Below are 25167 nucleotides of genomic sequence, written 5' to 3'. Positions count from 1 at the left end.
CCGCCCGGCCCCGGAATTCATGTCACCAGGCGAGGTGCAGCTCCTCCGGGGAGCGGTGGATCAGGGTGGGGGCCATGGCGACGTCCTGGCGCTCCAGGCGCAGGCCCGGCAGCTCGCGGATGAGGATCTCCAGCGTGATCCGCACCTGCTCCTTGGCGAGCTGCGAGCCCGGGCAGCCGTGCGGGCCGTGGCCGAAGGACAGGTGGCGCGCGGCGGGCCGGGTGATGTCGAAGGCGTCCGGGCGGGTGGTCGGGTCGGCGTCGCGGCCGGCCGAGGCGTACGAGACGAACACCACGTCGTCCCGGCGCAGCCGCGTGCCGCCGAGTGTCACGTCCTCGGTGACCGTGCGGCGGAAGCCCTGGATCGGGGCGTCGAACCTGACCGCCTCCTCGACGGCCGCCGGGACGAGCTCCGGCCGCGCGCACAGCAGCTCCCACTGGCTCCGGTCGCGCAGCAGGTTGAGCACGACCGAGCCGAGCAGGGCGGTGGCGGTGAGGTGGCCGGCCAGCAGCAGGTTCTGGACGTTGGAGACGATCTCCCTGCGCTGGTCGTGCGTGAGCTCGCCGGAGCCGGGGGCGAGGCCGCGGACCATCTCCGTGATCAGGTCGTCGCGGGGCTCGGCCCTGCGCGCGCGGGCGTACCGGTCGAGGAGGTGGTGCAGGGCCACGATCTCCTGGGCGGCCTCGACCTGCTCGTCCTCCGTCAGCGGGGCGAACAGCAGCGCCTCGGCCTGGTGCCCGCCGTGGATCGCGCCGGGGGTGTCGGCCGGGTCCAGGCCCAGGAGGTGGCCGATCACCTCCGCGGGCAGCGGCCTGGCGTAGGCGTCCATCCACTCGACCCGTCCGTCGCCGGCGAACCCGCCGACGAGCGCCTCGGCCCGTTCGGTGACGAACGGCAGGGCGGCGGCCACCCGCATCGGGGACAGCCCCCGGGTGAGCGGCCTGCGCAGGCGCCGGTGCGCCTCACCGTCGGCCGAGAGCACGGCCTGCGCCCCGCCGTACCCCTTGACCAGCTCGGACAGGGCGCGCCTGCCGGGCAGGACGTCCGGCCGCAGCGCGCCCGCCGACGAGAACCGGTCGGGGTGGCTCAGCACCTCGCGGACGTCCTCACGGCGGCTGACCAGCCAGGCGTCGAGCTCCGGCACGAACGTCAGGCCGCGCGTGTGACGGGCCTCGGCGTACACCGGGTACGGATCGCGGTAGAACCGGTGCAGCCGCTGCAAGCGCTCTAAGGCGTCAGAGGTCACCCGCCCATCGTGACAGAGGGCGCGCGGTATGTCAGAAAAGCGTCAGCGGCTCGTCGTCGGAAACCTGGCCGTCGGACGGCGACACGGGCTCCGGCAGCGGCTCCAGCCCGGGCAGCAGGGCGCGCACGTCCTCGTGGAAGCGCCGGGCCAGCGGCAGGGCCTCGGCGTTGTCCGGGGTGTGGATGAACACCGTCGGCGAGCGGCCCTCACGCAGCCACCCGGCGACCGTGGCGACCCACGGCCGCCAGCCCTCGACCGTGCGGGTGACGTCGTCCCGGCCGAGGTAGCGGACGATCGGGCGGTCGGTGAGCGCGGTGGCGCGGCGGGGCACGCGCGGCTTCTTCATCCACGCGTCGCGCTCGGCGTCGCTGGTGGGCGGGGTGTCGAAGAACGCGGTGGTGTCGAACGGGATCCACTCGGCTCCGGCCCGGCCGAGGACCCGCTCCAGCAGGCCCGTGGCGCGCGCGTCGGCGAAGAAGGCGCGGTGGCGCACCTCGACGGCGTACCGGTGGTGCGGGGGCAGCCGGTGGAGGAACGCGGCGAGCGCGCCGACGTCGTTCGGCCCGAACGAGCCCGGAAGCTGGATCCACAGGGCGTGGGCGCGCGGCCCGAGCGGCTCGACCGCGTCGAGGAACGCGCGCAGTTCCTCGTCGGCGCCGGTGAGGCGGCGCTCGTGCGTGATCGGCTTGGGCAGCTTGACCACGAACCGGAAGCCGGGGCCGGTCTGCTCCGCCCACGTCTCCACCGTGCTCCGCGACGGGGTCGCGTAGAACGTGGTGTTGCCCTCGACCGCGTCGCACCAGGTGGCGTAGGCCCGCAGGCGCTCGGACGGGGGAAGGGGATGCGGCAGGAAGCGCCCCTGCCACGGGGTGTGGGTCCACATGGCGCATCCGACGTGAAGCCGCATGCCGACGACGCTACACGCCCTCTTCTGCCGGGCCTTCTGACGGGTCTTCTGCCGGGCCTCCTGCCGGGCCTCCTGCCGGGCCTCCTGCCGGGCCTCCTGCTGGGCGCGGAGCGTCCGGGGTGGCGCCGACGGTCCGGGCCAGGTCGGCGGGCAGCGGGTACGGGCGCTCGCGGGGCAGCAGGTCCGTGACGTCCCGGCCGGCGCGCAGGGCCCGGTGGACGTCGTGGACCATGCCGGTCACGTCGGTGATCCCCGTGATCCACTCGTCGAGGTAGCGGGTCACGGCCTCGCCGGACAGGCCCACCTGGATCGACCGGTACGGCAGGGCGTGGTGGCGCGGGTCGCGCTCGGGATCCCACTGGACGCGCACCGGGCTGGCCCGCAGCCGCCGCTTCCACTCGGCCGCGTCGGCCCCGGGCTCGGGATGGCTCAGGCAGGCGTGCTCCAGCGCCCACGAGAACCCGGCGCGCGTGATGTCGACGGCCAGGACCCTCGTCTGCCCGGGCTTCGTGGCCCAGCCGCAGCGGTACATCATCCACAGGAACGACGGCTTGATCCAGGTCATCCGCTCGCGCTTGAACGGCGGCACGAAGCGCCGCGCGGCGACGGCCGGCTCCGCGATGGCGGGGTCGTACGCCTGGTAGACGGTGATGGTGGTGTCGGTGTAGACGGCACGGATCTGCCGATAGGGGACGTTCATCCTGGTGAGGATGCGGAACCCGCGCCCCCTCCCGCAACCGGATTACCGCGGCGGTCAGTCCCCCAGCCCGTGTCCCTGGAAGAAGCGGAGAATGCGCTGGGCGCCGTCCGGGGCCATCATGACCTCCGTGACCCGGACGCACCGCGCGGCGACGGGGGCGGTGCGCTCGAACATCTCCTTCTCGTAGCGCGCGACGGCCGCCGCCGGGTCGCCGGGGTCGGCGACGAGGGCCAGGGCGAGTTCGAGGGCGTCGAGCATGGCCATGTTGACGCCCTCGCCGGCCGGCGGCATCAGGTGGGCGGCGTCGCCGATCAGCGTGACACCGGGCGTGGTCGGCCAGGTCAGGCCGACCGGCAGCATGGTGAGCGGGCGCGTGATGACGGAGTCGTCGCAGGCCCGGATCAGGGCGGTCACGTCCGGCGCCCAGCCGGCGAACAGCTCCGCCAGCGCGGCCCGGGCGCGTGCCGGGTCGTCGAAGGGGACGCCGCAGGTGGCGAACCAGTCCTCCGGCGTGTAGAAGCCGAGGTAGACGCGGACGCGGCCGTCGCCGTTGCGCTGCGCGGACAGGGACTGGCCGGGGCCCATGACCCAGTAGTTGCCGCGTCCCAGGACGGCGGCCAGATCCGGGTGCGTGCGGTCGATGTCGGGGATGCCGATCTCGACGTAGTTGACGCCGAAGTGGAACGGCCGGACGTCGGTCACCAGCGGGCGTACCCGCGAGGAGGCGCCGTCCGCGCCGACCAGCAGGTCGCAGACGGCCGTGGAGCCGTCGGCGAAGTGCAGCGTGTGGCCGCCCTCCGGCCGGGGGACGGCGTGCCGGAACGCCCGCCCCCACACGACGGCGTCCTCCGGGAGCGAGCCGAGCAGGACGTCGCGCAGGTCGGCGCGGTCGACCTCGGGGCGGAGGAGCGGGGCGTCGTCGGGGGTGTCCTCCTGGAGCAGCAGGGCGCCGGTGTGGTCGAGCAGCCGCTGGTCCTGGCCCTCGCGGCGGGCGACGGCGAGGAACTCCGCCTCCAGCCCGGCCTCGCGCAGGGCGCGCTGGCCGCTGTCCACGTGCAAGTCCAGCATGCCGCCCTGGCCGCGCGCGGCGCGGGACGGTTCGCGCTCGTACACGACGGCGTCCATGCCGTGGAGGCGCAGGAGGCAGGCCAGGGTGAGGCCGCCGGGCCCGCCTCCGACGATGGCGATGCTCAGGTTCACGGGGTTCTCCTTCTCGCGGCTTCGATACGTCGTATCACGTCGATACACTGTATCGCTCGATGTGCCGTATTCTAAGCTCGTACGAACGGCACCGCGCAAGAGGAGGCGGCACGATGGCGGCGCGACGAGAAGCCGGGGAGGGCGAGCCCACGCTGATCTGGGAGCGCCCGGAGCCGCCGAGCAGGCCCGCCCCGAGCCCGCTGAGCAGGGACAGGATCGTGCGCGCCGCGATCGAGCTGGCCGACGCCGACGGGCTGGAGGCGGTGTCGCTGCGCAAGGTCGCCGCCGCGCTCGACGCCGGCCCGATGCGGCTGTACGGCTACCTGTCCACCAAGGAAGAGCTGCTGGACCTCATGGTCGACGCGGTGTACGGCGAGATCCCGCCACCGGTGCGCGCCGGCGACGACTGGCGCGGCGCCCTGCGCGCCCTCGCCCACGGCGTCAGAGACGCCGCCCTGCGGCACGAGTGGCTCACCGACCTGCTCAGCGGCCGGCCGAGCCTCGGCCCCCACGCCCTGGCCCACGGCGAGGCGTCACTGGCCGCGCTGGACGGCGCCCCGGGGTTCGAGCACATCGACACGATCGCGCTCGCCGTCGGCACGGTGAACGTCTACGTGATCGGGGCGCTCCAACGGCAGATCGCCGACCTGCGCGCCGCCCGGACCACCGGCATGGACGAGCGGCAGTGGCAGCACGCCTCCTACCCGTACCTCGCCCGGATGCTGGCCACGGGGCGCTACCCGACGGTGGCCAGGTTCGTCCGCGACGCCAGCCACATGGACGCGGCGGGCACGTTCGAGGCGGGCCTGGACTGCGTCCTCGACGGCATCGCCGCCCGCCTGCCCCGCCTGTGATCCACCGACTCATTCATCCCCTGGTGGGAGCCATTGCCGTACATGGTGTCGTGGAGTCTCGGCCGCGATGTGCCACAGCTTGCCCGCGCCGTACCACCTGTACTCCACACCGGCACTCCGCATCGCGCGTTTGAACTCGTCCTTGCGCTCGTAGGGCACGTAGAGGTACAGACGTCCATCCTTGACGCTGCCCGCCGCGACAGCCGCGCCTTCCGAAGAGGCTGCGGGCTGTCCTCCGCCCCACACGCGCACCGGCCGTTCCATGCGGGCACGCTCGACGATGTGCCGGACCCGGCGACACGACGTCGGGTCGGTGATGCGCATCATCAGGTCCGTGGGCCCGGTGTTCGCCAGGAGGTTGAGGGATCCGTGCCACAGGACCGTCTCGTCGATGATCAACAGCTTCTCGTGCATGCGCTCACGCACGGAGACCTGGCAGCCGGCGGCCTCCATCTCCCGGACGAGGTCCTTTCTTCGTGGATCATCACTCTGGTCGCGTGTGTGCACAGTGACCTGAACACCGTCTCCGATACGCGTAGCGAGGAGTCCCAGCCACTTACGGACAGGGACGGGGTCGAGGAAGGCGCAATGGATCTCGATGGTGCGACGCGCTCGGGCGATGTCCCAGGCGACCGCTCGTGGCACCTCATCGGCAGGGAAGAACGAGGGACGGGCCAACTCCTCCTCCGGCAGGCCCGCGAGGTCGGCCGCGCTGCGGAACGGCACCAGGTCGTCGACCGACAGTCTGCGGGCGCGCCGTTCCAGGAACGTCAACATGCGGGCCGCTTCACTGACGGGATTGAGCCTGCTGCGCAGGAACTCGATGTCGGCGACGACGACAAGATGATCCTGGGCCCGGCTCAGCGCCACGTTGAGCAGCCTGCAGGTGGACGACGACAGGCCCAGGTGGTCATAGAAATACCCGAGCTTCCGGCCCGCGCCGGCCACCGTATCGATGATCACGAGGGGACGCTGGCTTCCCTGGAAGCGATGAACGGTGTCGATCAGGCCCTCGTACGGCTCGCCGAACCGGTAGGCGAGACTTTCGCGCAGCGCCTTCACCTGAGCCTTGTACGGCGCGATCACTGCGAGACGATCGGTCGGCTTCTGCCCCGCCGGAAGGTCGGTCCACTTTCGCGCGGGCAGGACGTCGTCGAACTGCAAGCCTCGGATGAGCTCGTGGACCACGGCCTCGTGGACGGCGTTGGTGGTGTGCGAACTGGAACGTGACGTGGGGTCCGGCAGACGACGGGGCGTCGTGTCCACGAGGACCAGAGGGCTTTCGAGCAGGGCGGACACCGGAAGCCGGCTGAGATCATCGCGACCGGTCCGCAGGGGCGAGTCCGGATAGGCGACGGTGTTGACGATCTCGCAGATCGCGGGACGCATGCGGTATTGCGTGTCGAGGCATACCATGCGGCGATCGCCCCGGCGCGCCGTGCCGGTCGAGTCCACCAACCCCGCCGTGGCGAAGGGGTCGCTGTCCATCCATCGAGCGGCGTGCTGTCTGTCCCCGTCGGAAGCTCGCCGATCACCGCTCGCCTTCGTGACCGCGGGAAGCTGTCGGAAGTCGCCGGCGATGACCACCCTTCGAGCGGCCAGCCCTGCGGCGCACCAGGCCGAGGGCGTGTTGACCATCCCGGCCTCGTCGATGATCACTACGTCGATCGTGTCGAGCAGTTTGCGGGACTGCACTGCTCTGGCAACCGTCGTGCCCATCACCTGGCAGTTGCTCCGCACCACGTCGGCGACCTTCCGCAACTCCTGCTCCAGAGCCGTCGCCTCACGGCGCAACCCGTCGGCCTCCTCCCGCAGGTCCCCGAGGGCTGCGACTCCGCGTAGCCGTTGGCCCAGGACCGCCAGATACTGTTCGAGCGTGCTCACGTCGCCCGCGTGCCGGTGCTGCTCCGTCACGGCCAGGGCGAGACGCCGGTCGAGCAGGATGACCTCGTCACGGCGCTGCCACAGCATGCGATCGAGGGCGTCCAGCTTGGCCTGCTTCCTCTTCGCGAACAGGCCGGACGGGGTGCCGATGCCGCACATCTCCTGTTCGATGTCGCTGACCGCGCCATGCAGCTCTCCCATGTGCCGTTGGAGAACCTTGACCTGACGGACGGCCTCATCACGCCTTGCGCGGGCCTGCCGTAACCGGTCGCCGGCGCTCCTCGCCTCCTCGTGGAGATCGAGGTCTCGCTGCACCATGGCCAGTCGTTCCTGAACGGCGGCGAGCCGGCCGGTGAATGCAGCGGACACGCGCGCCACGATCCGCTCTGTGTCGATCTGCTCGCCGAAACGAGCGGCCAGCCGAGGGAGATCGATGTCGCCGGCACGCTGCACGAGGCCCACGTCGAATCGCTCCTCTTCCGCGAGGAGGGCACAGATGCGCTCCAGTGCCTGGTCGACCGCGACCCTTTGTGGGAGCCACGAAGAGCACCCGGAGCCCCTGGCGGTAGCACCCCTCGACGATGCAGCTGACCACGTCGGTCTTTCCCGTGCCAGGTGGCCCCCAGACGAAGGTGACCTCGCTGCCCAGGGCTTGCTCGATGGCGCGTCGTTGCGCGTCGTTCAGCGCGCGCTCTGCGTAGCCGCGGATGAACCGCTCAGGCGTGGCGCACCGCTCGACGCGTGGCGTCCCCCGGCCGACCGTCCACCCCGCAGCGGTGACATTCATCGGCCCGTCAGGCTCACCCGCCGACTCCAGGCGCTCGATGAGGGCTTCCAGCCCCGCGGTCTCGTCCTGCCGTAGCTGAACATTGCCGGGCCGGTCCCCGAGATCAGCGGACGTGCGTACCTTGACCTTGCCGTCCGGCATGCGGGTCACTTCGGCCCGCCCCCACTCCCCCCGCGATCGGGACGGCCGGATCAGCAGCCTGTCGCCGGCGAAGGCGTCCTTCCACGCCTTGCAGAAGAAGAGATACTCCCGCGCTGCATGGTTGCCGCCGATCCTGCGTCCCTCGGTGAGGGTGAGCTTCTCTCCGTCACCGTCCCCGCGCAGCTCCGCGGCGATCTCGAGGCGCACGGAGCGCACCAGTTCGTCGACGGGAAAAGGTGATCGCGGCGAACTTGTCATCCCACTCCCGGTGTCTTCGAAGGTAGGCGGGCCAGGCACAGCGCATACTCCGCCGGTCACTTCTCGGCGCGGGGTATGACGACGAACTTGTCGGTCTCGGTGAGTTTCCTGGCGGGACAGCCCCCCTGTGAGGGAAGCACCACGAGGGGGGCGTCCATGGTTCCTCCCACGGCCACACCGTCGAAGACCTTTCCACTGCAGGGGTCACCTCCGTTCCCCGGCGTGACGACCTGAACACTCGTTGGGCTTTTCACCTTCATAAGAGCAGGTGGGAGCGTCTGCAACCAGACGAGAGCCAGAAAGCTGACGACAAATGGTAGGCCCGCCAGTCTCATACCTCTCCGCAACCGGTCATATCGCCGCTGCGTTTCGAAGGACGCGGCGGCATCGACAACGGCTTGCACGCGCCTGTCCAGATCGACGATGAGATTGGCTAAAGCGGCGCTATCGTCACGATTGTCTGGATCATACTCTCGGTCACCTATTTGTAGATTTTTGCCGGTTCTAGGAAATGCAGATGCCTTGTAGGCCGCCACACGCTCCATGTTGAGCTGCCAGATCGCATCTCTCGACACCCCCAGCAACTCCGTCCGACGCTCTCGAACCAGGTGGGAGATGAGTGCCGACTTGGGAGGCCCCAGGCGAGGACCAGGAAAGTCACCGTTGTCCGCGCGATCGAGATCAGCCAGCTCACCAATACTGCGGCGTGGAACGGCCAGGACCGCGGCAGCCCCATAGAGCGTCCACACAACAGTGGCCAGAGCGATCAGGACCGCCAGCAACGCCACCGGAACTGCCCATACTCCTACAGCGTCGAGCTCCGCGAAGTCGCGTAGTTGGACGCCCGCCACTAATACGGCGACCACCGAAGCGCTGGCTCCCACGAGCCAGCGCGCGGCGGCCCGCAGATCGGCGGCGTGCGACACATCATTCGCCGTTGATGTGGACGGCTCGCCACCCTGGATGGTCATGACAGATCCTTGTCCGTATCGAGGCGTCGGCTCGCATGGGAAGGGGTACTTGTAGTACAAAGGTAGTACGCTGATTTGCGGGGAACATCCATGACTGTTGACAACTCACTACCAGGTCGAGGGGACGTGCTTATTTACAAGATGCGCGACCTCAACCAGAGAACCGCCGAGGTAATCCAGGAGATAAATGACTCCGGGAGGCCAGCCGTCATCACGCGGCACGGCACGTTCGTGGCCCTCATCACTCCTTTGCTCAACAAAGGGCTCGAGGGGGAGTTGATTGCTCGCTTTCTGGAGCGAGAGGCCGCCGAGAGCGGGCACAAGCCCGCACCGACCGACACGGAAACGGAGGCCGGCGGCCGGTCGACCGAAGAAGTCGCCAGGAGGCTCGGGCTCGAATGGCCCTGACCGGTCACATCCCGGGCCGCAGCAGTTTTTCGGCGGGAAGTACACGCTCGACATGAACGGCCACGTGCCCGCCCCTGGCCGCGCGATACTCGTGGTCCGTCGGCGCGCGGTACACCATGACGTAGTCAGCCGCCTCGTCGTCACAGGAATCCGCGTCCGCTGAGGCCCGAACCGGACGGCACCACGCCAACACGCCCTTCCTGCCGGGGATCCAGCCTTCGCCGGCCCGGCCTTCACGCGGAGGGAAGCAGAGGTTGTCCGCCGCGGCCAAAAGCCTGCGCACGACGTCCGGCTTCCCCGTCTCCTCAAGATCATCGACCGCCGACTCGCCCCATCTGACCCTGGACACGTTCCCTCCCGACTGGCACGACTTCTCCCCTGGCTGCCCAGAGCCGTGTCGGTGCCTAGCGCCGTCCGCCGCAGCGACCTCCTCAGATCTCTGGCTGCTCATCCCGCGACGCGGCCCTGCGCGCCACCGCGATCCCCCTCTGCTCGCACACCCCCACCCAGTGTCACCGCTCATTTGAGACCGCGTGCAACATAGCAAAATGCTATGTTGCACGCATATCCTAGCAGTGCACCCGAACTGCTGAGCGAACCACCAAGCCGCCGCCCCAGGGCGCGTCTACGCTGCCCCTTTGCCGCAGGAGGGGCATGAGGGGCCGTCACGCACATGGAGTACCGTGGGCTCCCCACCGCAGGCCGCCCCTGGACGTGGCGCACCGGCGACTACTAAGGGCGAGGTGAAGTGGAGTGGATCAGCGCGGCCCCGTCATCCAGGGGGCACTCCTCCGGAGGAGGCTCGCCGAGCTTCGCAGACAACGCGATCTCACGCAGGATGAGGTCGCCAAGGCCCTGGGCTGGCACACGTCGAAAGTGATCCGGATAGAAGGCGGCCGGACGGGAGTGACGAAAGTCGATCTCGATGCGCTGCTGCGCCTTTACCGGACAGCTGATTCAGCTGTCGCGGAGGAACTGCACCAGCTCAACAAAGGAGCGCGCACAAAAGCATGGTGGAATGATTTCAAGAATGACGTGAGCGACGCCTACCTGTCGTATGTGGGGTTCGAGGCCGGCGCCTCCGTCATCAGGCAATTCCAGCCTTTGGCCGTCCCTGGCCTGTTGCAGACACGTGCCTACGCGGAAACCATCGCCCACACCAGGACCGACAGAGCGACCCATGAGCGCGTCGTTCAGCTGCGCCTGCTGCGTCAAGAGATGTTGAGACAACGCGAGAACGCACCTCGCGAGATTTTCGTTCTCGACGAGGCGGTCATTCGTCGGCGCGTCGGCATCAGGGTCGACCGGTCCATCATGCCGGACCAGCTCCGCCACATGGTGGCCGTCGCCCAGGAAGGCGAGCACGTCAGCATCCGGGTGGTTCCGTTCGAGGCCGGCTCGCACGTCGGCATGATCCGCGGCTCGTTCACGCTGCTGGAGTTCGGCGACGGGCTCGGTGAGGTGCTGCATCGCGAGAACAGCGACCTTCATGAGACCCTGATCGGCGGCGATTCCCTCATCTCAGAGGTCCGTACCGATTTCGAGGCCATTCTGGAAGAGTCGCTGAGCCCATCGGATTCCCTTTCCCTGATTACCCGGGCCGCCGATGAGATGCGCTGATCCGACGCGTCCGGGAGCTCATCACCACGAGCGTTGACCCTCTGTACGATCTTGACCCGGCGGGCTATTCTCATACCGACACGGGGAGGATGGCTTCATGACTCAGCGGCCTGGCGATCCGCCTGAGCTGATCTGGCGTAAGAGCTCCGCCAGTGTGACCGGTGAGTGCGTCGAGGTTGCGTTCGGTCCGGAATCCGCTTACGTACGGGACTCAAATTCACCGGAAGGGACCGTGCTCGAGTTCAGCCGGTCCGACTGGGTCGCTTTTGTCATCGGTGTACGAAGAGGCGAGTTCGACTGGCCGCGACACCCGACCACAGAACCCTCCGCATGACCGGAATCGTGTGACACCTCCGAATATTTCCGATAATAGAGGCCCTACCTAGCACAAACGCTGGCACGTTGTCGTCCTTTTCCGGATGGACCGCGGAAGCGCGTTCCCGACCGGCTACGGTGCCGGCGTGCCGGCCCAACGGAACGCGGCCATCACCGTGCCGACGAGGGCCGTGACCGCGCCCGAGAGCACGGCCAGCATCCCGACGACCAGTTCGCCGTCCGGGTCCCCGATCCCGGGAGGACGGCTCTCGGCCCAGCTCATCGTGGGCCACCCCTGCGTCATGACGACCAGCCCGAACAGGGTCGTGACGGCCGCCAGGACGTACCCGGGCGGACGGGTCCACGTCCGGGTGGCGACGAGCACGATCCCCGCCACCAGCCCGACCGGGACCGTGATGATCTGCGCCAGCTCCAGGGACGTCAGGAAGTCGAGCCGCGCCCACGCGAGACCGTCGCGCTGATGGCCCATGAACGGGAGCGGCAGCAGACCGCCGCAGAGCAGACTGAACGCCAGAAGCCGGAGTAATGCCACGATCACCATGATCGCGGATGTGGATCTTCGCCGTTCACCCCCGGCAGGTGCGGAGCATGTTGAGCAGGGCCACCCTCTCCCGGCGGGTGACGGAGAGCCGGTAGTGGTGTTTCACGGTGATCCACGAGGTGGCGTAGCGGCACCAGTAGGCGCGGCGCGGCGGACGCCAGCTCTGCGGCCCCTGGCCGCCCTTGGCGATGTTGGCGGAGTGGCTGACCGTGATCAGCTCGGGCCGGGTGAGGTCGTTGGCGAAGGCCCGTCGCCGCGCCTGGCTCCACGTGCGGGCCCCGGAGCGCCAGGCGTACGCCAGCGGCACGACGTGGTCGACGTCCACCTGCTTCTCGCTCTTGAGCCATTTGCCGTCGTACGGGCTGTACCAGAGCCCTTTGACCGGATGGCAGGCGGCGTTCCTGCGCACGCGCCGCCCGTCGCGGGACAGCACCACCTCGCGCGCGTCGCAGGCGCCCTTGTGGTGCGCCCACCTGGGCTGGAACCGCCGGTGACTGTAGCCGCGGAGGGACAGGGGACGGGCGACCTTGAGCTGGACGAGCATGCGCCGGGCCAGCGCCCCGGCCCCCGCCTCGACCTGTGATCGCTTGCGCGGGGTGGCTCCCGCCGGAGGGGCCGCGACGACGGCGGCGATGGGGAGGGCCACGAGGGTGAGTACGGCGACCTGGACCGCCCGCCTCAAGAAGATCATGACTCCACCCTTACCAGGAAGTCAGGAGTGGCGGCAGCGATACTCCGCGCACGAAAGGGTGAGCCAAGGGTCTCCCGCCGTCGCCAGATCAGGACGCCAACCGGCCCTGAGCTGCCCCGAGCCGGGAGGCGGCGGCGCGGGGGAATCGGTCGACGACAAAAGCCGGAAATTTTCCTTCAAAAATTATTGATGAAGAGAACTTTCGGCGATACCTTCACGATCAACCCGTCGTTCCCCCCAGGCGGTGAGATGTCGAGACGTTCCCTGACAGCGGCCCTCCCTTCCCGTCGAGTCCATCATCAGATCATCATGGCCGTCGACGCGTACCCGTCGCCAGAGGGCTCATCGGCATCGAGGAACTGGGCGCCGTATCCCCCCATACGCACCTGTTCAGAGAGGCGAACATGCCCGCACCCAGCCGGCTGACCTGGCCGAAATCCCTCACATTAGCGATCCCCACTCTCCTCGTGACCCTCGCGGCGGCGGTGCTCTCCCAGCCCGCGCCCGCGTCCGCGCACAGCTCCGGTGTCCTCGCCGTGGCCCACAAGAGCCCGTTCAACTGCGGAAAGACCTTCTACGCCAACAACTGGACCGGCGGCCACAACCCCGAGGGCTCCATCGACTGGCAGGACTACGGAGGCGATGACGTCAACGGCGAGACCGTGCGCGCCACCGCCGCCGGCACCGCGTACTTCTACGACGCGGGCAGCACGAGCTACGGCAAGTGGGTGGAGATCCGTCACAGCGACGGCACCAGGACCCGCTACGCCCACATGTCCAGCATGGTGAAGGGGGCCGGCAGCACCCTGTCCGTCAGCCAGGGCACCGCGATCGGGACCGTCGGCTCGACGGGCAACTCCAGCGCGCCGCACCTGCACTACGAGCAGCGGACCTCCGGCGGCGGGATGGACACCAGCCCGACCGTCGAGGGCGTGACCGTGTCCCTGGGCCAGAAGAAGGCCATCACCAGCACCAACGGCTGTGGCGGCGGCGACAACCCGCACACCCCCGAGGGCGTCTGCGGCAGCGGGTACGCGGTCATCGACTCGGCCGCCCTGACCGGCGGTCGCACCTATCTGCTCTACAACTCCGGCAACGGCTACAACTGCGTCGTCACACTGAAGACGTCGAACCTCGGCTCGGCGTCGGCGATGTCTGCCTTCCTGGAGCCGCAGGGCGAGAGCAGGACGACCGACTCCGGCAGCTACGACTACTACGCGGGACCGGTCAGGCGTGACGCGGCCGGGCAGTGCGTCCGCTGGGGCGGCTCGATCGGTAGCAGCTCGTACACCAGCGGCTTCGAACACTGCGACTGAGGTCGTGCCTGACTGACCCCCCTCCTCGATCGCGAAGGCCACCACCCGGCTCCCGGGTGGTGGCCTTCTGACGTACGACGTACCGGCACGCACCGCCCCGGCGGCGTGAAAGCATTTCCGCCCAGCGGGAAAGAACGGGCGTGATAGGCCACAACACGCGCACCAGAGCCGGCTCAGGGATGCCCCCTGACCTCTTCGACGCGCATTTCGCCGAGATCCACCGCTACATCGCGCGGCGACTGTCCGAGGACGTGGCCGACGACCTGGCCGCCGAGGTCTTCGTGGCGGCCCTGCAGAGCGCCTACGACCCGGCGATCGGCGCGGTCCGGCCCTGGCTGTACGGCATCGCCACCCACCTCGTCGCACGGCACCGGCGGGCCGAGATCAGGCGCTGGAAGGCGATCAGCCGGGCGGCCGAGCGCGACAGCGCCGGCCACGAGGACGAGGTGCTCGACCGGGTGACGGCGGCCCGCTTCACCGGCCCGCTCGCGGGGGCGTTGGCCGGGCTGAAGCGGCGCGACCGCGACGTGGTGCTGCTGGTCGCGCTCGGCGGGCTCAGCCACGCCGAGGTGGGCCAGGCTCTCGGCATCCCGCCCGGCACCGTCGGGTCCCGGCTGAGCCGGGCACGCAAGCAGCTTCGCCGGGCGCTCGGCGACGTCAACCCGCTGAAGGAGGACTCCGATGGATGAGCTCGACCTGCTCGACCGCGCGCTGCCCGACGCCCGGCCCCCGTCGGCCGAGGTCGTCGCCCGGGCCCGGGCCCGCCTGACCGGTCCGTCGTATCTCCCGGCGAGGCGCCGCACCTGGATGTGGATGGTGACGGCCGCCGCGGCCACGGCGGCGATCGTGACGCTGGTCTTCTCCCTGGTCGCACACCTGACCACGGCCCCTCCGGCGGCGGTCGCGCCGAAGCCCGGCCAGGCGTTGTACGACCTGGCCGACCGGATCGAGAAGCTGCCGGCGACGAGCGGCGCCTACTGGCGGCAGGTGTGGGTCAACGGGAACTACATGAGGGCCGGCGGCCTCACCTATCTGGTGAGCTCCAGCCATGAGATGTGGCTGCCACGTGACCCCGCCGACCGGGTGCTCACGCTGTCGTGGTCCGAACCGATCGCCTCCCCGGCCACGCCCGCGGACGAGCGCGCCTGGCGGGCCGCCGGGAGCCCGAGCCGTGTCAAGTTCTCCTGCATGGACGGCAGGCGCTGCCCCTACATCTCGGTCACCCGGACGCCGAGGCAGTGCATGTACGCGTGGGACGCCTCCTCGGGAGGCGTCCTGCCCGATCACACCGTCGGCGACCTGACCATGGCCGACCTGGCGGCGTTCCCCACCGACCAGGACCGGCTGCGGGAGAAGCTCCGCGAGTTCCACGAGCTCTGGTACAAGCGCGGATTCAAGCAGTCCTTCGAGAAGTTCCTGCCCACCACCGCGAACCTCCTGAGCCAGCCGCTGCGCCCCGACCAGCGCGCCGCGCTCATCCGCCTGCTGGCCGGGCTGCCGAGCACCAAGGTCGTCGGCACAGTGACGGACCCCCTGGGCCGGTCGGCCCTCTCGGTGGACTTCGGCACGCCCGGAAGCACGCTCGTCTTCGACCGCAAGCCGAGCAGGGAACTGCCGGTCTACCCCAGGACGCTTCTCGACCCCGGCACGGGCGCGACGCTCGCCGACGTCTCCTACGCGACCCGTACGGCCTTCGGGGCGACCAAGGATCAGCCCATGACCTTCATGGCCGCGAGCCCGGGGACGGGCTGGACCGCGAAGCGTCCCGTCATCCCGGTGGGGTGCAAGGAGAACCCACTGTACAAGTCTGCAAAAGGATGAACAAAAAGATGAAATGGGGTGATCGGGCCGCCAATGATGCGGAATGACCCGGTTCGGCTTGACTAGCGATCTTAGATGCACAAGATTGTTCGCGTCTTTCCGACCCGTTCCCAGGGAAACCCCATGAATCGAGCCATCCTCGGCGCCGTCGCGATCGCAGGCGCGGTGCAGCTCACCGCCATGCCCGCGCAGGCCGCATCCACGATCGACCCGGTCAAGGCGCTCAAGGCCGAACTGACCCGCGGCAGGGCCGTCAACGTCCAGGCCACGGCGAAGATGACCTTCACCCCCACCCTGGTCACCACCTCCAGCCTGGAGGGCACCATCGGGTTCGACCAGCGCGGCGCGGCCGCGTCGGACGTGGCGCAGACCGTGCGCTACAGCAAGGACCTGCTGCGCAGCATGATGAGGCTGGACCGCGAGGAGACCGAGGCCCTGCAGGAGGGGCCGGTCCAGATGATCTCGTCGCGGACCGCGAGCTACGTCGCCGGCCCGGTGGTGGACCGGGCGCTGCAGATGCAGAAGGCCGGCTGGGTGCGGTACCGGAACACCGAGCTGCCGCCGAGCAACCTCATCCTCGAGGTCCTGGAGCCGAACACGCTCAAGACGCTCCTGGCCAAGCCCGCGACGGTGCGGGACGGCGTGGTGAAGGGGTCCGTCAAGACGAGCAAGCTGGCGGCGGTGTCCCCCGCCTTCGCCTCGCGCTTCGGGACGCACTCCAAGAAGGGCCGCGACGGCAAGGTCTCCTACACCCTCTGGCTCGGCCCGACCGGCCTGGTGGAAAGGGTGTCGGCCAAGGCCGTCATCCCGTTCTACAACGGCTCCGTCCAGGTCGAGTCGAGCACCCGATTCCAGGACTGGGGACGCCAGGCCACCGTCCTGCTGCCCCTGGAGGGCGACGTGATCGACCAGGGACAGGTCAAGGACTCCGTGCCGCAGGACGTCCCGGGGATCTGGAACTAGCCCCGTCTCACTTGCCGCCGCCCGCGACCAGGCCGGAGTAGGAAGCGATCACCTTGACCTGGTCCGGGTCGGCCTTCTTCGGGGGGATGCGGGCCACCACCTGGAACAGGTCGGTGATGGTCATGTACCTGTAGTACTTGCCGCGCAGGATGCCGCTGTCCTTCTGGAAGACGTAGTTGCGCTCCGGCCCCGGTCGCACGTCGTAGCGGATGGTGCGCTCGATCGTGGTGAAGGTCAGTGCTCCGCCGTCGGCGGTGCGCAGCGTGTACGACGGGTAGCGGGTGGCGGGGCGGGCGGTCACCGTGCTGCTCGCGTACTGGTTCATCCTGATGCGGGTGCTCGCGGCGTTCGTGGTGATCCGGTCGGCGGCGAACAGGCTCTTGTCGGCGGCGCCGCCCTTGCCGGCCAGGTGCGCGGCGTACTTCCCGGCGAAGTCGGCGGGCGACATCAGCAGCCCGGCCGAGTCCGTGGGAGCGACCTCGGTGGCCATGTCCGAGGCGTCCACGGCGATCTTGGGCAGGTCCGCGGCGGTGGTCCCGTCGAAGGTGTCGGGCGAGTACATCTGCCGCCAGCCGTCACCCTGCCGGGCGAAGAGCAGGTACGTCGGCTCCTTGTCGGTGGTCGTCTTGCGCTGCCAGTGCGCCGTGGCCAGGAACCAGGGCTTCTGCCCGGCGGCCGGCACATGGAAGGCGGGCTTGGTGTAGCCGAACGGCTGGTACGTGATGGTCCTGTTCAGGACCCGGCTCGACGCGTACGAGGCCTTGTCGATGGCGAAGCTGGAGCCGCCTTCGTAACCGGCCAGGAGCTCGGCGCTGCGGGCCTTGTTGGCCGCGTTGTTGCGCTTGACGTAGTCCGCGAGGATCGAGGTGGCGTCCTGGTCGGAGACGGCGCGGGCAGCCGCCGGCGCGTCGCTCCTGGCGGGCGTGGCCGTCGTGCTCGCCGGGGGGCTCGCCTTCCCGCCCAGGCCGGGCAGGGCCGAGCACCCCGCGAGCAGGCATCCCGCCATCACGCCGCCGATCGTCCAGCCGTACCGTCGCACTATTCGTACCTCTGACTACTGAGGGACTAAAGTGCCTAAACGTAGCAGCAGTGGCGATGTCGGGCGCCAGGGACGTCTCACCCTCCCTTGACCGGGAGCCGGAGGGGGCGATGAATCAGCCCGTCGCTGCTCCAGCGGAGCGTCGCCAGGTCCTCCTGGGGACGGAGCGTGGGCAGCCGGGTCACCAGGGCGCGGAAGGCCTCCTGCAGCTCCATCCGGGCCAGGTTCGCCCCGAGGCAGTAGTGCGGACCGTGGCCGAAGGCCAGGTGCGGGTTGGCGGCCTTCCCGGCGAACCTGTGGATGTCGAACCGCAGCGCGTCGTCGAAGACCGCCGGGTCGTGGTTGGCGCCCGAGGGGTTGGGCAGCACGACGCTGCCCTTCGGGATCACGCCGCTGGGCAGCTCGACGTCCTCGGTGATCAGCCGGAGCAGGCCGTTGCCGCCGGGACCCTCGCAGCGCAGGATCTCCTCCACCGCCGGCTCCAGGAGCTCCGGCCGGGCCGCCAGCTCCGCGTACTGCTCGGGGTGGCACAGCAGGCGGAACACGCCCCGGATGATGATCGACGCGGTGGTCTCGTGACCGGCCATGATCAGGGTGAAGACCATGTGGGTCAGCTCCGCCTCGCTCAGCCTGTCGCCCTCGTCGCGCGCCTCGATGAGCAGGTCGATGAGGTCGCCGCCGCGCCTGACCCGGTGCTCCGCGATCAGCTCGCCCGCGTACGCCATGAACGCGGCGAATCCCTCTCCCCTGGCCTCGGCGCTCGCCTCGGAGGTGGACAGGAACATCTCGGTCCACCCGCGGAACTGCTCGAAGCGGTCCATCGGGACGCCGAGCATCTCGCAGATCACCCGCGCGGGCAGCCGCAGGGCGAAGTCGGCGACCAGGTCGAACTCCTGGCCGGCCGCCTCGACCAGCTCGCCGGCGATCGCCGCCGCGCGCGGCCGCCACCGCTCGATGTGCCGGGGAGTGAACGTGCCCTGCATGATGCGGCGGTAGCGGGTGTGCTCGGGCGGGTCCTGGTTGATCAGCGCCGAGGGGTCGTCCTCCAGCGCGGTGCCGCTGACCATCCGGGGAAGGCCGGGCGCGCGCAGGTTGCGGCTGCTGGCCGGCGAGGTGAGAACGGCGCGGACGTCCTCGTACCTCACGATCATCGGCACCTGGTCGCCGCTCGGCATCACGGTCGGCTCCAGCGGCGCCTCGGCGAGCCTGCGGAGCAGGTCGGGAGAGGGGGTGCCGAGCGGACCGGGCGGGAGATCCGGCCAGGGTGATGTGGTGCTGGACCGTGCTGTCATGATCGCCTCCTGGCGACGCCGGCCAACGAGTCCCCTGGAACGTACGGAGCGGTCCGTAGCCGGTCAATGACTCACGGGCCACATCAACGGGCCCCGGCGAGCACGCGAAGATGGGGCTGCACGTCCGGGTGGGTGGGGCTGGACCCACTCCAGGGCCGATCCGGCGGGATTCGGGCTCCGAGGGCCGCACAGTGGAGACACCGAGCCGTACCGAAAGGGAAGAACGATGCGACAGTGGGGGGCGAGCGCCTGCGTGGGGTTCGCGCGCGCGTGCGCCGTGGTGGTCGTCGCCATGCTGGTGCCGGCGGTGTGGGCCGTCGCCGTGGCGCTGTGGATGTGGTGGGGTGGCGACCCGTGGACGTGGATCGCGCCGTTCGTGTGGGCGTGCATCGGCACGTTCGCCCTGTCGCGCCCGGTGTGCCGGATGACCCGCTCGCTCGTCGCGAAATGGACGGGGGTCGTCATCCCGCCCGGATACCGGCAGGCCGGGCCGGTGACGCGGATGTCCACCGGCTACTGGTGGAACGGCTTCAGCTACGAGCGCACCAGGCGCGACGCCCTCATGGACCAGCGGATGCGGCTCTGGTGGAAGGATCCCGCCGTCTGGCGCGACCTGCGGTTCACGGCGATCGTGCCGTTCACCGCGGGCGTGGTCGCCGCCGTGCCCCTGGCCGGGCTCGCGGCGGCGGTCCTCGGGTTCGGCACGTCCTCGCCCCTCGTGGGGGTGCTCGGCCTGGTCGTGGCCGTCGCCGCCGCCCGGTACGCCTGGCGGCCCGCCGTACCGGTGGCCGTCCGCCTCCTGCGCCCGTCGCCCGCCATGGCCCTGGCGGACCGGGTGGACGAGCTGACGAGCCAGCGCGCGGACACCACGGTCGCACAGGCCGCCGAGATCCGCCGCATCGAGCGGGACCTGCACGACGGGGCGCAGGCACGCCTGGTCGCGCTCGGGCTCTCCCTGGCGACCGCGGAGAAGCTGATGCGGACCGACCCCGACCGGGCCATGGCACTGCTGCGGGAGGCGCGGGCCGGCGCCGCCACGTCGCTGAACGAGCTGCGCGAGCTGGTCAGGGGCATCAACCCGCCGGTGCTGAACGAGCGCGGGCTCGTCGACGCCGTCCGCGCCTTCGCCCTGGACAGCCCGCTCGAAGCGACCGTCAGCGCCGACGTCCGGCTGCGCCTGGACCCGCCGATCGAGTCCGCCGTGTACTTCGGCGTCGCCGAGCTGATGACCAACGCGGTCAAGCACGCCCACGCGACCCGGGCGCGGATCTCCTTCGCCGGGGACGAGACCGGCATCGTCGTCGACGTCGAGGACGACGGCCGCGGCGGGGCCGGCGTGCGGGCCGGCGGCGGACTCGAAGGGCTGCGGCGCCGCCTCGCGGTCTTCGACGGGACGCTGGAGGTCACCAGTCCGGCGGGCGGTCCGACGCGTGTGAGGATGGTCGTACCATGCGAATCGTTGTAGCCGAAGACCTCTACCTCCTGCGCGACGGGCTGGTCCGCCTCGTCGAGGCGTACGGCCACGAGGTGGTGGCCACGGCGACCACCGGCCCCGAGACGGTCGAGGCGCTGCTGAAGTGGCGGCCCGACGTCGCCGTCATCGACGTCCGCATGCCGCCCACCCAGTCGGACGAGGGCCTGCGCGCGGCCCTGGCCGCCCGCGGCGAGGTGCCCGGTCTGCCGGTCCTGATCCTGTCGCAGCACGTCGAGCAGCTCTACGCCCGCGAGCTCCTGGCCGACGGCGCGGGCGGCGTCGGCTACCTCCTCAAGGAGAGCGTCTTCGACGCCGACCAGTTCATCGACGCCCTGGAACGCGTCGCCGGAGGCGGGACCGCCATGGACCCGGCCGTCATCGCGAAGCTGCTGTCCAGCGGCTCCTCGACCCGGCGGCTCGGTCAACTCACCGAACGCGAGCACTCCGTGCTCGGCCTCATGGCCGAGGGACTGTCCAACCAGGCCATCAGCCGGCGGCTGTTCCTCAGCGAGGGCGCCATCAGCAAGTACACGACCTCACTGTTCGGCAAGCTCGGCATCACCGACGACGACAACAGCAACCGCCGCGTCCTCGCCGTCCTGACCTACCTGAACGCGTCCTCCGCCCCTCAGGAGACCTAGGCGCTCCTCAGGGCGGCCTAGGAGACCGGGTGCGCCGCGGCGCGGGCGTGAGCGGCCATCAGGTGGTCGATGAGCGCCAGCAGGACGTCCCGCCCCGCCGCCCGGTCGCGGGCGTCGCAGAGCACCAGCGGCACCTGCGGGTCGAGGTCGAGCGCCCTGCGGATCTCCTCCTGCGTCCGGTCCCGGACGCCGTGGAAGCAGTTGACGCCGACGACGAAGGGGATGCCGCGGCTCTCGAAGAAGTCGATCGACGCGAAGCTCACCTCCAGCCGGCGGGTGTCGACCAGGACGACCGCGCCCATCGCCCCGTTGACGAGGTCGTTCCACATGAACCAGAAGCGTTCCTGCCCGGGGGTGCCGAACAGGTAGAGCACGAGCTCGCTGTTGATGGTGATGCGCCCGAAGTCCAGCGCCACGGTGGTGGTGGACTTGCCGCTCACGCCTTCGAGGTCGTCCACGCCGATGCTGGCGTGGGTCAGGTACTCCTCGGTGCGGAGCGGGGCGACCTCGCTCACCGAGCCGACCAGGGTGGTCTTCCCGACGCCGAAACCACCGGCGACCAGGATCTTCACTGCCAGGGGAGCGCGAACCCCGGGGTCAGAGCTTGCGAAGCCCATCCCTCACCGCCTCAAGGATTGACATGCCAGGTAATCCGCCCGCCTGCGCGAAGGCGAGCGGCGGCCGGGAGCGCACATGACCGGCCTCGATCAGATCACCGATGAGGATCTTGGTCACCGACACCGGGAGGTTCAGCGCGGAGGCGATCTCGGCGACCGCGAGGGGCTGCTTGCACAGAGCGAGGATGGTGCGGTGCTCCGGTTGCAGCCTTCGCAGGCCGGGCCCGTTGTCCGCGGGCGCCTCGGAGATCACCGTCACCAGGGTGATCAGCGTGAGGTCGTCCCGCTCCGGGGTGGTCCGCCCGCCGGTGATCGTGTAGGGACGGACAAGGGGCTCGTCAGCGTGGTCGTCGTCGAAGCCCTCCGTCCAGTGCTTCATCCGCGTCTCCCCGCCTCGTCGGCCGGCGGGGTACGCGCGTCGGTGCCCAGCTTCTGGCCGACCTGCTGGATCAGGGTGTGCATCGCGACGCTCATCAGCTCGGCGTCGACCTCCTGGGACGCGACCACCGCCAGGTGGGTGCCACGGCCCGCGGCCGTGATGAACAGCCACAGCTCGGCCATCTCGATGATGACCTGGTGAACCGGTCCGCCGCTGAACAACTGCCCGACGCCGCGGGCCAGGCTCTGCTGGCCGGTGGCGATCGCGGCGAGGCGTTCGGCGTCCGAGCGTTCGATGGTCCGGGAGCGGCTGATCACCAGGCCGTCGTCGGACAGCACGATGGCGTGCCTGGTGCCCGCGACCTGATCGACCAGGCCGTCCAGGAGCCAGTCCAGGTCTGTGTCGGTGGCGGTGGTTCGCTGCGTCATCATCGATCTTCCGTCGTAGGGGAAGGGGGCTCGGAGGGTCCGTCCGGCCCCGGCTGGAGGGCGTCGTCGTCACCGGTCCGGCGCCTGCGGGACTGCCTCTGGAAGGCGCCGATCGTGGCGCTGGACCGGGCGGGCTGGTCGCGTACGGACCAGATGTCCTGGTCGGTGCGCTCCGCCCGGTCCGCGGGGACCTTGAGCTCGGTGACCAGGTTGGCCTGGCGCACCCGCTGGGGCAGCGGCCGGCTGCCGGGCGGCGCGGGCGCGTCGCCGCGCTCGGGTGATCCGGCGCCGGGCGCCGTGATGTAGGCCATCGCGCGCCCCCGGGAGCGAGTCGGCAACTGCGTACTGTCGCGCGGCTTCTCGTAGGGCCCCTCGTCGGGCTCCTCGTCGGGCCTCTCGTGGCGGCCCTCGTGCGGCTTTTCGCGGGGCCTTTCGAAGAGGCTGTTGGAGGGCGGCCGCGGGTCGGCCGCGCCTTCCTGCGGGTACGGGTGCGCGTGCGGGCCCGTGGCGTCCTGGGGGACCGCCTCGGGGCGGGCGGCCGGGCCCGGCACCACGCGGGGACGGTCCACCACCAGCGAGTCCGGCAGCAGCACGATGACCCGGGTGCCGCCGAAGGCCGACTGCCGCAGCTCCACCTGCAGGCCCAGGCCCGCGGCGAGCCGGGCGACCACGTACAGGCCGAGCCGCACGTCGTCGGCCTGAGCCATCACGTCGAGCTGCGGCGGCGTCTGCATCAGGGCGTTGGCGGCGGCGTACTGCTCGGGCTCCATGCCGAGGCCACGGTCCTCGATCTCCACGGCGATGCCCCTGCTGACCATGGCGGCCCGCACCTCGACGGGGGTCGGCGGCCTGGAGAAGGCGGTCGCGTTCTCCATGAGCTCCGCCAGGACGTGGACCAGCGCTCCCACCGCGCGCTCGGCCACCCACGGCTCGCCTTCGACGTCGATCGTGATCCGCCGGTAGTCCTGGACCTCGCCCTGCGCGGCGCGCAGGACGTCGAGCAGGCGTACGGGCTTGCGCCAGCGGCGCTGCGGCTGGCCGCCGCCGAGGATCACCAGGTTCTCCTCGTAGCGACGCAGGCGAGCGGTGAGGTGGTCCAGGTCGAACAGCCCCTCCAGCACCTCGGGGTCCTCGTACCTGCGTTCCAGCTCGTCCAGCTTCTTCAACTGGAGGCCGATGAGGATCTGGGTGCGGCGGGCGATGCGCTGGAGCATGCGCTGGAAGCCGCGGTGCTGCTCGGCCTGCCGCACGGCGGTGGAGACGGCGCTGCGGCTCGCCATGTTCAGGGCCTGCCCGAGCTCGCCGAGCTCGTCGGGAGTGGGCTCGACCATGTGTACTTCCGCCTCCACCTCGACGTCCTCGCCGCGCTCCAGCCGGGCGACCACGTCGGGCAGCTGCTCCTGGAGTTCCAGGGCTTCCTGCCGGAGCTGGAGGATGCGCCGCCGGAGAACGGCGGTGAGGCGCCAGCTCGTGACGATCACCAGGACCACGGCGAGCACGCTGACGCCGGTGATGCTGAGGAAGATCACGAAGAGCTGTTTGGCGTGACTGTAGCCGATCTTGGCGACGTTGACGAGCCGGATACTGAGCAGGTCCAGCAGCTGCGGGCTGATCGCGTCGACCGAGGAGCGCCAGGTGGAGGCGACCGGGCGGAGCTTCACCTGGTTGTCGTCGGCGCCGCCTCCGGAGGCGATCAGCCGCTCCTCCAGGTCGACCATGGTCTTCCATGCCTTGCTGGTCGTCAGCGTCCGATAGCGGCTCTCGTTGCCGACGAGACTGGGCACCACCCGGGACCGCATGAGGTGATTGCGGGTGCCGGCGGCGTCGGTGACCAGGGCGTACTCGTCCCTCGTCAGGCGCCCCGCCTCCCAGCCACGGGCCAGGACGGCGTCCTCACGGCCGATCATGTCGACGACCCAGAAGAGGTCGACCAGCGTCTGCGCGCTGCTGCTGACCTCGCCGTGGTCGGTACGGCTGAGGGCGGTCAGCACGCCGAGGTCCGACTCGATGACGCTGTTGAAGTAGTCGTACACGTTCTGGGCGCTGGACCAGCCGGCGTCCACCGCCCGGCGCTGCTGCTCCAGCAGCCCGAGCGCGCGGTCGGTGCGCGCGACGGCGTCCGTGGTGCCCTCCGGCGCCTTGGACGTGTCCAGCTTCACCAGCGGGCGGAAGGCGACCACGGCCTTGTCGGTCTCCCTGCGCTGCTTGGCGAGCTTGTCGGCGGCGGCCTCTCCGGGGGCGGCCTGGACCTCCGCGGTGATCCGTCGTTCCCGGTCGAGGTTGAAGAACAGGTTGGCCGCGGGCCGGCCGACGGAGACGGCGGCCAGCTCAAGCTGGGCCACCTCCGCCTGCCACTGGCTGAAGAGCTGGAACATGCCCGAACCCAGCAGCGGCGCGAAGGCCGCGATCGGGACGACCACGACGATGATCAGCACGGTGCGCAGGCGCAGCCGGCGACGACCGGTCAGCCGCCGCGGCCCGGCTCCGGCGGACTCCGGTAAGCCGTCGCGGTCGGTTCCCGTTCGTCGTCGCCCGACCCTGCCCAAGCCAGCCACGTGCGGGACACTCTCCTCGGTGCGTTCATCACGAATATCGCCAAAGTAGGCGATTGGTGCCCGATAGTAGCCACACCACACATGACCCGAAAGCCCCA

General features: G+C 70.1%; 25 protein-coding genes and 1 pseudogene. 10 read left to right on the top strand and 16 right to left on the bottom strand.

What is annotated here, in order from left to right:
• Nucleotides 1-22: 22 nt before the first annotated feature.
• From HTZ77_RS37455 to HTZ77_RS37440, 4 genes are read right to left on the bottom strand one after another with little or no spacing between them, the layout of a single operon-like run.
• A complete protein-coding gene (locus HTZ77_RS37455; RefSeq protein WP_328808999.1) occupies nt 23-1246 on the bottom strand; it encodes a cytochrome P450 in 1224 nt (407 codons plus the stop codon).
• Nucleotides 1247-1277: 31 nt separating this feature from the next.
• Nucleotides 1278-2153 carry a DUF72 domain-containing protein gene (locus HTZ77_RS37450; protein WP_175594499.1) on the bottom strand — a complete coding sequence of 292 codons (876 nt, stop codon included), beginning with the start codon at nt 2151-2153 and terminating at the stop codon, nt 1278-1280.
• Nucleotides 2154-2163: 10 nt separating this feature from the next.
• Nucleotides 2164-2853, bottom strand: coding sequence for a DUF4291 domain-containing protein (locus tag HTZ77_RS37445; protein WP_175594498.1), 690 nt, complete (start codon nt 2851-2853; stop codon nt 2164-2166).
• Nucleotides 2854-2907: 54 nt separating this feature from the next.
• The gene (locus HTZ77_RS37440; RefSeq protein ID WP_205304456.1) at nt 2908-4053 is read right to left on the bottom strand and encodes an FAD-dependent oxidoreductase; all 1146 of its coding nucleotides are present in this window, start codon (nt 4051-4053) and stop codon (nt 2908-2910) included.
• 113 nt (nt 4054-4166) lie between these two features.
• Between HTZ77_RS37440 and HTZ77_RS37435 the strand changes: the two genes are divergently transcribed.
• Complete coding sequence (locus HTZ77_RS37435; protein WP_175594497.1) at nt 4167-4907, top strand: TetR/AcrR family transcriptional regulator; 741 nt, start codon at nt 4167-4169, stop codon at nt 4905-4907.
• 9 nt (nt 4908-4916) lie between these two features.
• Here the strand turns inward: HTZ77_RS37435 and HTZ77_RS46975 are convergent, their stop codons facing one another.
• From HTZ77_RS46975 to HTZ77_RS37425, 3 genes and pseudogenes are all read right to left on the bottom strand, one after another.
• Complete coding sequence (locus tag HTZ77_RS46975; protein ID WP_175594496.1) at nt 4917-7253, bottom strand: AAA domain-containing protein; 2337 nt, start codon at nt 7251-7253, stop codon at nt 4917-4919.
• A 124-nt stretch (nt 7254-7377) separates the two neighbouring features.
• Nucleotides 7378-7578 (bottom strand): annotated as a pseudogene (locus HTZ77_RS48530) (AAA domain-containing protein); the annotation flags it as partial.
• Nucleotides 7579-8033: 455 nt separating this feature from the next.
• The gene (locus HTZ77_RS37425) at nt 8034-8948 is read right to left on the bottom strand and encodes a hypothetical protein (RefSeq protein WP_175594495.1); all 915 of its coding nucleotides are present in this window, start codon (nt 8946-8948) and stop codon (nt 8034-8036) included.
• Between the two features lie 90 nt (nt 8949-9038).
• Here HTZ77_RS37425 and HTZ77_RS37420 point away from each other — a divergent pair, with 90 nt between their 5' ends.
• A complete protein-coding gene (locus HTZ77_RS37420) occupies nt 9039-9356 on the top strand; it encodes a hypothetical protein (protein WP_175594494.1) in 318 nt (105 codons plus the stop codon).
• A gap of 4 nt (nt 9357-9360) precedes the next feature.
• Here HTZ77_RS37420 and HTZ77_RS37415 read toward each other — a convergent pair whose 3' ends face one another.
• Nucleotides 9361-9705 (bottom strand): hypothetical protein, encoded by a 345-nt coding sequence (locus tag HTZ77_RS37415; protein ID WP_175594493.1) that lies wholly within the window; start codon nt 9703-9705, stop codon nt 9361-9363.
• A 404-nt stretch (nt 9706-10109) separates the two neighbouring features.
• Between HTZ77_RS37415 and HTZ77_RS46960 the strand changes: the two genes are divergently transcribed.
• Nucleotides 10110-10976 (top strand): helix-turn-helix domain-containing protein, encoded by an 867-nt coding sequence (locus HTZ77_RS46960; RefSeq protein ID WP_175594492.1) that lies wholly within the window; start codon nt 10110-10112, stop codon nt 10974-10976.
• Between the two features lie 97 nt (nt 10977-11073).
• On the top strand, nt 11074-11310 hold the full coding sequence (locus tag HTZ77_RS37405) for a DUF397 domain-containing protein (RefSeq protein ID WP_175594491.1): 237 nt from the start codon (nt 11074-11076) through the stop codon (nt 11308-11310).
• A 114-nt stretch (nt 11311-11424) separates the two neighbouring features.
• On the opposite strand, the gene HTZ77_RS37400 is transcribed toward HTZ77_RS37405, so the two are convergent.
• A complete protein-coding gene (locus tag HTZ77_RS37400; protein WP_175594490.1) occupies nt 11425-11844 on the bottom strand; it encodes a hypothetical protein in 420 nt (139 codons plus the stop codon).
• Between the two features lie 34 nt (nt 11845-11878).
• A complete protein-coding gene (locus HTZ77_RS37395; protein WP_175594489.1) occupies nt 11879-12544 on the bottom strand; it encodes an HNH endonuclease family protein in 666 nt (221 codons plus the stop codon).
• Between the two features lie 467 nt (nt 12545-13011).
• Between HTZ77_RS37395 and HTZ77_RS37390 the strand changes: the two genes are divergently transcribed.
• The 4 genes from HTZ77_RS37390 (at nt 13012) to HTZ77_RS37375 (ending at nt 16644) form a co-directional block, all read left to right on the top strand.
• On the top strand, nt 13012-13860 hold the full coding sequence (locus HTZ77_RS37390; protein ID WP_205304455.1) for a M23 family metallopeptidase: 849 nt from the start codon (nt 13012-13014) through the stop codon (nt 13858-13860).
• A gap of 179 nt (nt 13861-14039) precedes the next feature.
• Entirely contained in the window at nt 14040-14549 is a 510-nt protein-coding gene (locus tag HTZ77_RS37385; protein ID WP_175594487.1) for an RNA polymerase sigma factor, read from the top strand.
• Nucleotides 14542-15681, top strand: coding sequence for a CU044_5270 family protein (locus HTZ77_RS37380; protein WP_175594486.1), 1140 nt, complete (start codon nt 14542-14544; stop codon nt 15679-15681). The genes HTZ77_RS37385 and HTZ77_RS37380 overlap by 8 nt, the downstream gene beginning before the upstream one ends.
• A gap of 123 nt (nt 15682-15804) precedes the next feature.
• Complete coding sequence (locus HTZ77_RS37375) at nt 15805-16644, top strand: hypothetical protein (RefSeq protein ID WP_175594485.1); 840 nt, start codon at nt 15805-15807, stop codon at nt 16642-16644.
• Nucleotides 16645-16651: 7 nt separating this feature from the next.
• Here HTZ77_RS37375 and HTZ77_RS37370 read toward each other — a convergent pair whose 3' ends face one another.
• Nucleotides 16652-17683 (bottom strand): hypothetical protein, encoded by a 1032-nt coding sequence (locus tag HTZ77_RS37370; RefSeq protein ID WP_175594484.1) that lies wholly within the window; start codon nt 17681-17683, stop codon nt 16652-16654.
• A 77-nt stretch (nt 17684-17760) separates the two neighbouring features.
• The gene (locus HTZ77_RS37365; protein WP_175594483.1) at nt 17761-18975 is read right to left on the bottom strand and encodes a cytochrome P450; all 1215 of its coding nucleotides are present in this window, start codon (nt 18973-18975) and stop codon (nt 17761-17763) included.
• A gap of 226 nt (nt 18976-19201) precedes the next feature.
• On the opposite strand from HTZ77_RS37365, the gene HTZ77_RS37360 reads away from it, so the two are divergent.
• Nucleotides 19202-20440 (top strand): sensor histidine kinase, encoded by a 1239-nt coding sequence (locus tag HTZ77_RS37360; protein WP_175594482.1) that lies wholly within the window; start codon nt 19202-19204, stop codon nt 20438-20440.
• On the top strand, nt 20425-21090 hold the full coding sequence (locus HTZ77_RS37355; RefSeq protein WP_175594481.1) for a response regulator transcription factor: 666 nt from the start codon (nt 20425-20427) through the stop codon (nt 21088-21090). The genes HTZ77_RS37360 and HTZ77_RS37355 overlap by 16 nt, the downstream gene beginning before the upstream one ends.
• 17 nt (nt 21091-21107) lie before the next feature.
• Here the strand turns inward: HTZ77_RS37355 and HTZ77_RS37350 are convergent, their stop codons facing one another.
• From HTZ77_RS37350 to HTZ77_RS37335, 4 genes are read right to left on the bottom strand one after another with little or no spacing between them, the layout of a single operon-like run.
• Nucleotides 21108-21707, bottom strand: a complete 600-nt coding sequence (locus HTZ77_RS37350) for a GTP-binding protein (RefSeq protein WP_175594480.1) — start codon at nt 21705-21707, stop codon at nt 21108-21110.
• Entirely contained in the window at nt 21688-22086 is a 399-nt protein-coding gene (locus tag HTZ77_RS37345; RefSeq protein WP_175594479.1) for a DUF742 domain-containing protein, read from the bottom strand. Before HTZ77_RS37345 ends, HTZ77_RS37350 begins: the two co-directional genes overlap by 20 nt.
• Nucleotides 22083-22517, bottom strand: coding sequence for a roadblock/LC7 domain-containing protein (locus HTZ77_RS37340; protein WP_376768125.1), 435 nt, complete (start codon nt 22515-22517; stop codon nt 22083-22085). Before HTZ77_RS37340 ends, HTZ77_RS37345 begins: the two co-directional genes overlap by 4 nt.
• Nucleotides 22514-25069 carry a sensor histidine kinase gene (locus tag HTZ77_RS37335; RefSeq protein ID WP_328808998.1) on the bottom strand — a complete coding sequence of 852 codons (2556 nt, stop codon included), beginning with the start codon at nt 25067-25069 and terminating at the stop codon, nt 22514-22516. The genes HTZ77_RS37340 and HTZ77_RS37335 overlap by 4 nt, the downstream gene beginning before the upstream one ends.
• Nucleotides 25070-25167 lie beyond the last annotated feature (98 nt).

This window comes from Nonomuraea montanisoli (assembly GCF_013363975.1).
GTDB lineage: Bacteria > Actinomycetota > Actinomycetes > Streptosporangiales > Streptosporangiaceae > Nonomuraea > Nonomuraea montanisoli.
The sequence above is the reverse complement of the archived record's forward strand: the minus strand, read 5'-3'. Positions and strand labels throughout refer to the sequence as shown.

Bases quoted from the DNA above. Each gene is read 5' to 3' on its own strand.
- HTZ77_RS37450 (WP_175594499.1), bottom strand. From the start codon at position 2,153: ATGCGGCTTCACGTCGGATGCGCCATGTGGACCCACACCCCGTGGCAG.
- HTZ77_RS37445 (WP_175594498.1), bottom strand. From the start codon at position 2,853: ATGAACGTCCCCTATCGGCAGATCCGTGCCGTCTACACCGACACCACC.
- HTZ77_RS37435 (WP_175594497.1), top strand. From the start codon at position 4,167: ATGGCGGCGCGACGAGAAGCCGGGGAGGGCGAGCCCACGCTGATCTGG.
- HTZ77_RS37425 (WP_175594495.1), bottom strand. From the start codon at position 8,948: ATGACCATCCAGGGTGGCGAGCCGTCCACATCAACGGCGAATGATGTG.
- HTZ77_RS37420 (WP_175594494.1), top strand. From the start codon at position 9,039: ATGACTGTTGACAACTCACTACCAGGTCGAGGGGACGTGCTTATTTAC.
- HTZ77_RS37405 (WP_175594491.1), top strand. From the start codon at position 11,074: ATGACTCAGCGGCCTGGCGATCCGCCTGAGCTGATCTGGCGTAAGAGC.
- HTZ77_RS37395 (WP_175594489.1), bottom strand. From the start codon at position 12,544: ATGATCTTCTTGAGGCGGGCGGTCCAGGTCGCCGTACTCACCCTCGTG.
- HTZ77_RS37385 (WP_175594487.1), top strand. From the start codon at position 14,040: ATGCCCCCTGACCTCTTCGACGCGCATTTCGCCGAGATCCACCGCTAC.
- HTZ77_RS37380 (WP_175594486.1), top strand. From the start codon at position 14,542: ATGGATGAGCTCGACCTGCTCGACCGCGCGCTGCCCGACGCCCGGCCC.
- HTZ77_RS37375 (WP_175594485.1), top strand. From the start codon at position 15,805: ATGAATCGAGCCATCCTCGGCGCCGTCGCGATCGCAGGCGCGGTGCAG.
- HTZ77_RS37365 (WP_175594483.1), bottom strand. From the start codon at position 18,975: ATGACAGCACGGTCCAGCACCACATCACCCTGGCCGGATCTCCCGCCC.
- HTZ77_RS37360 (WP_175594482.1), top strand. From the start codon at position 19,202: ATGCGACAGTGGGGGGCGAGCGCCTGCGTGGGGTTCGCGCGCGCGTGC.
- HTZ77_RS37355 (WP_175594481.1), top strand. From the start codon at position 20,425: ATGCGAATCGTTGTAGCCGAAGACCTCTACCTCCTGCGCGACGGGCTG.
- HTZ77_RS37350 (WP_175594480.1), bottom strand. From the start codon at position 21,707: ATGGGCTTCGCAAGCTCTGACCCCGGGGTTCGCGCTCCCCTGGCAGTG.
- HTZ77_RS37345 (WP_175594479.1), bottom strand. From the start codon at position 22,086: ATGAAGCACTGGACGGAGGGCTTCGACGACGACCACGCTGACGAGCCC.
- HTZ77_RS37340 (WP_376768125.1), bottom strand. From the start codon at position 22,517: ATGATGACGCAGCGAACCACCGCCACCGACACAGACCTGGACTGGCTC.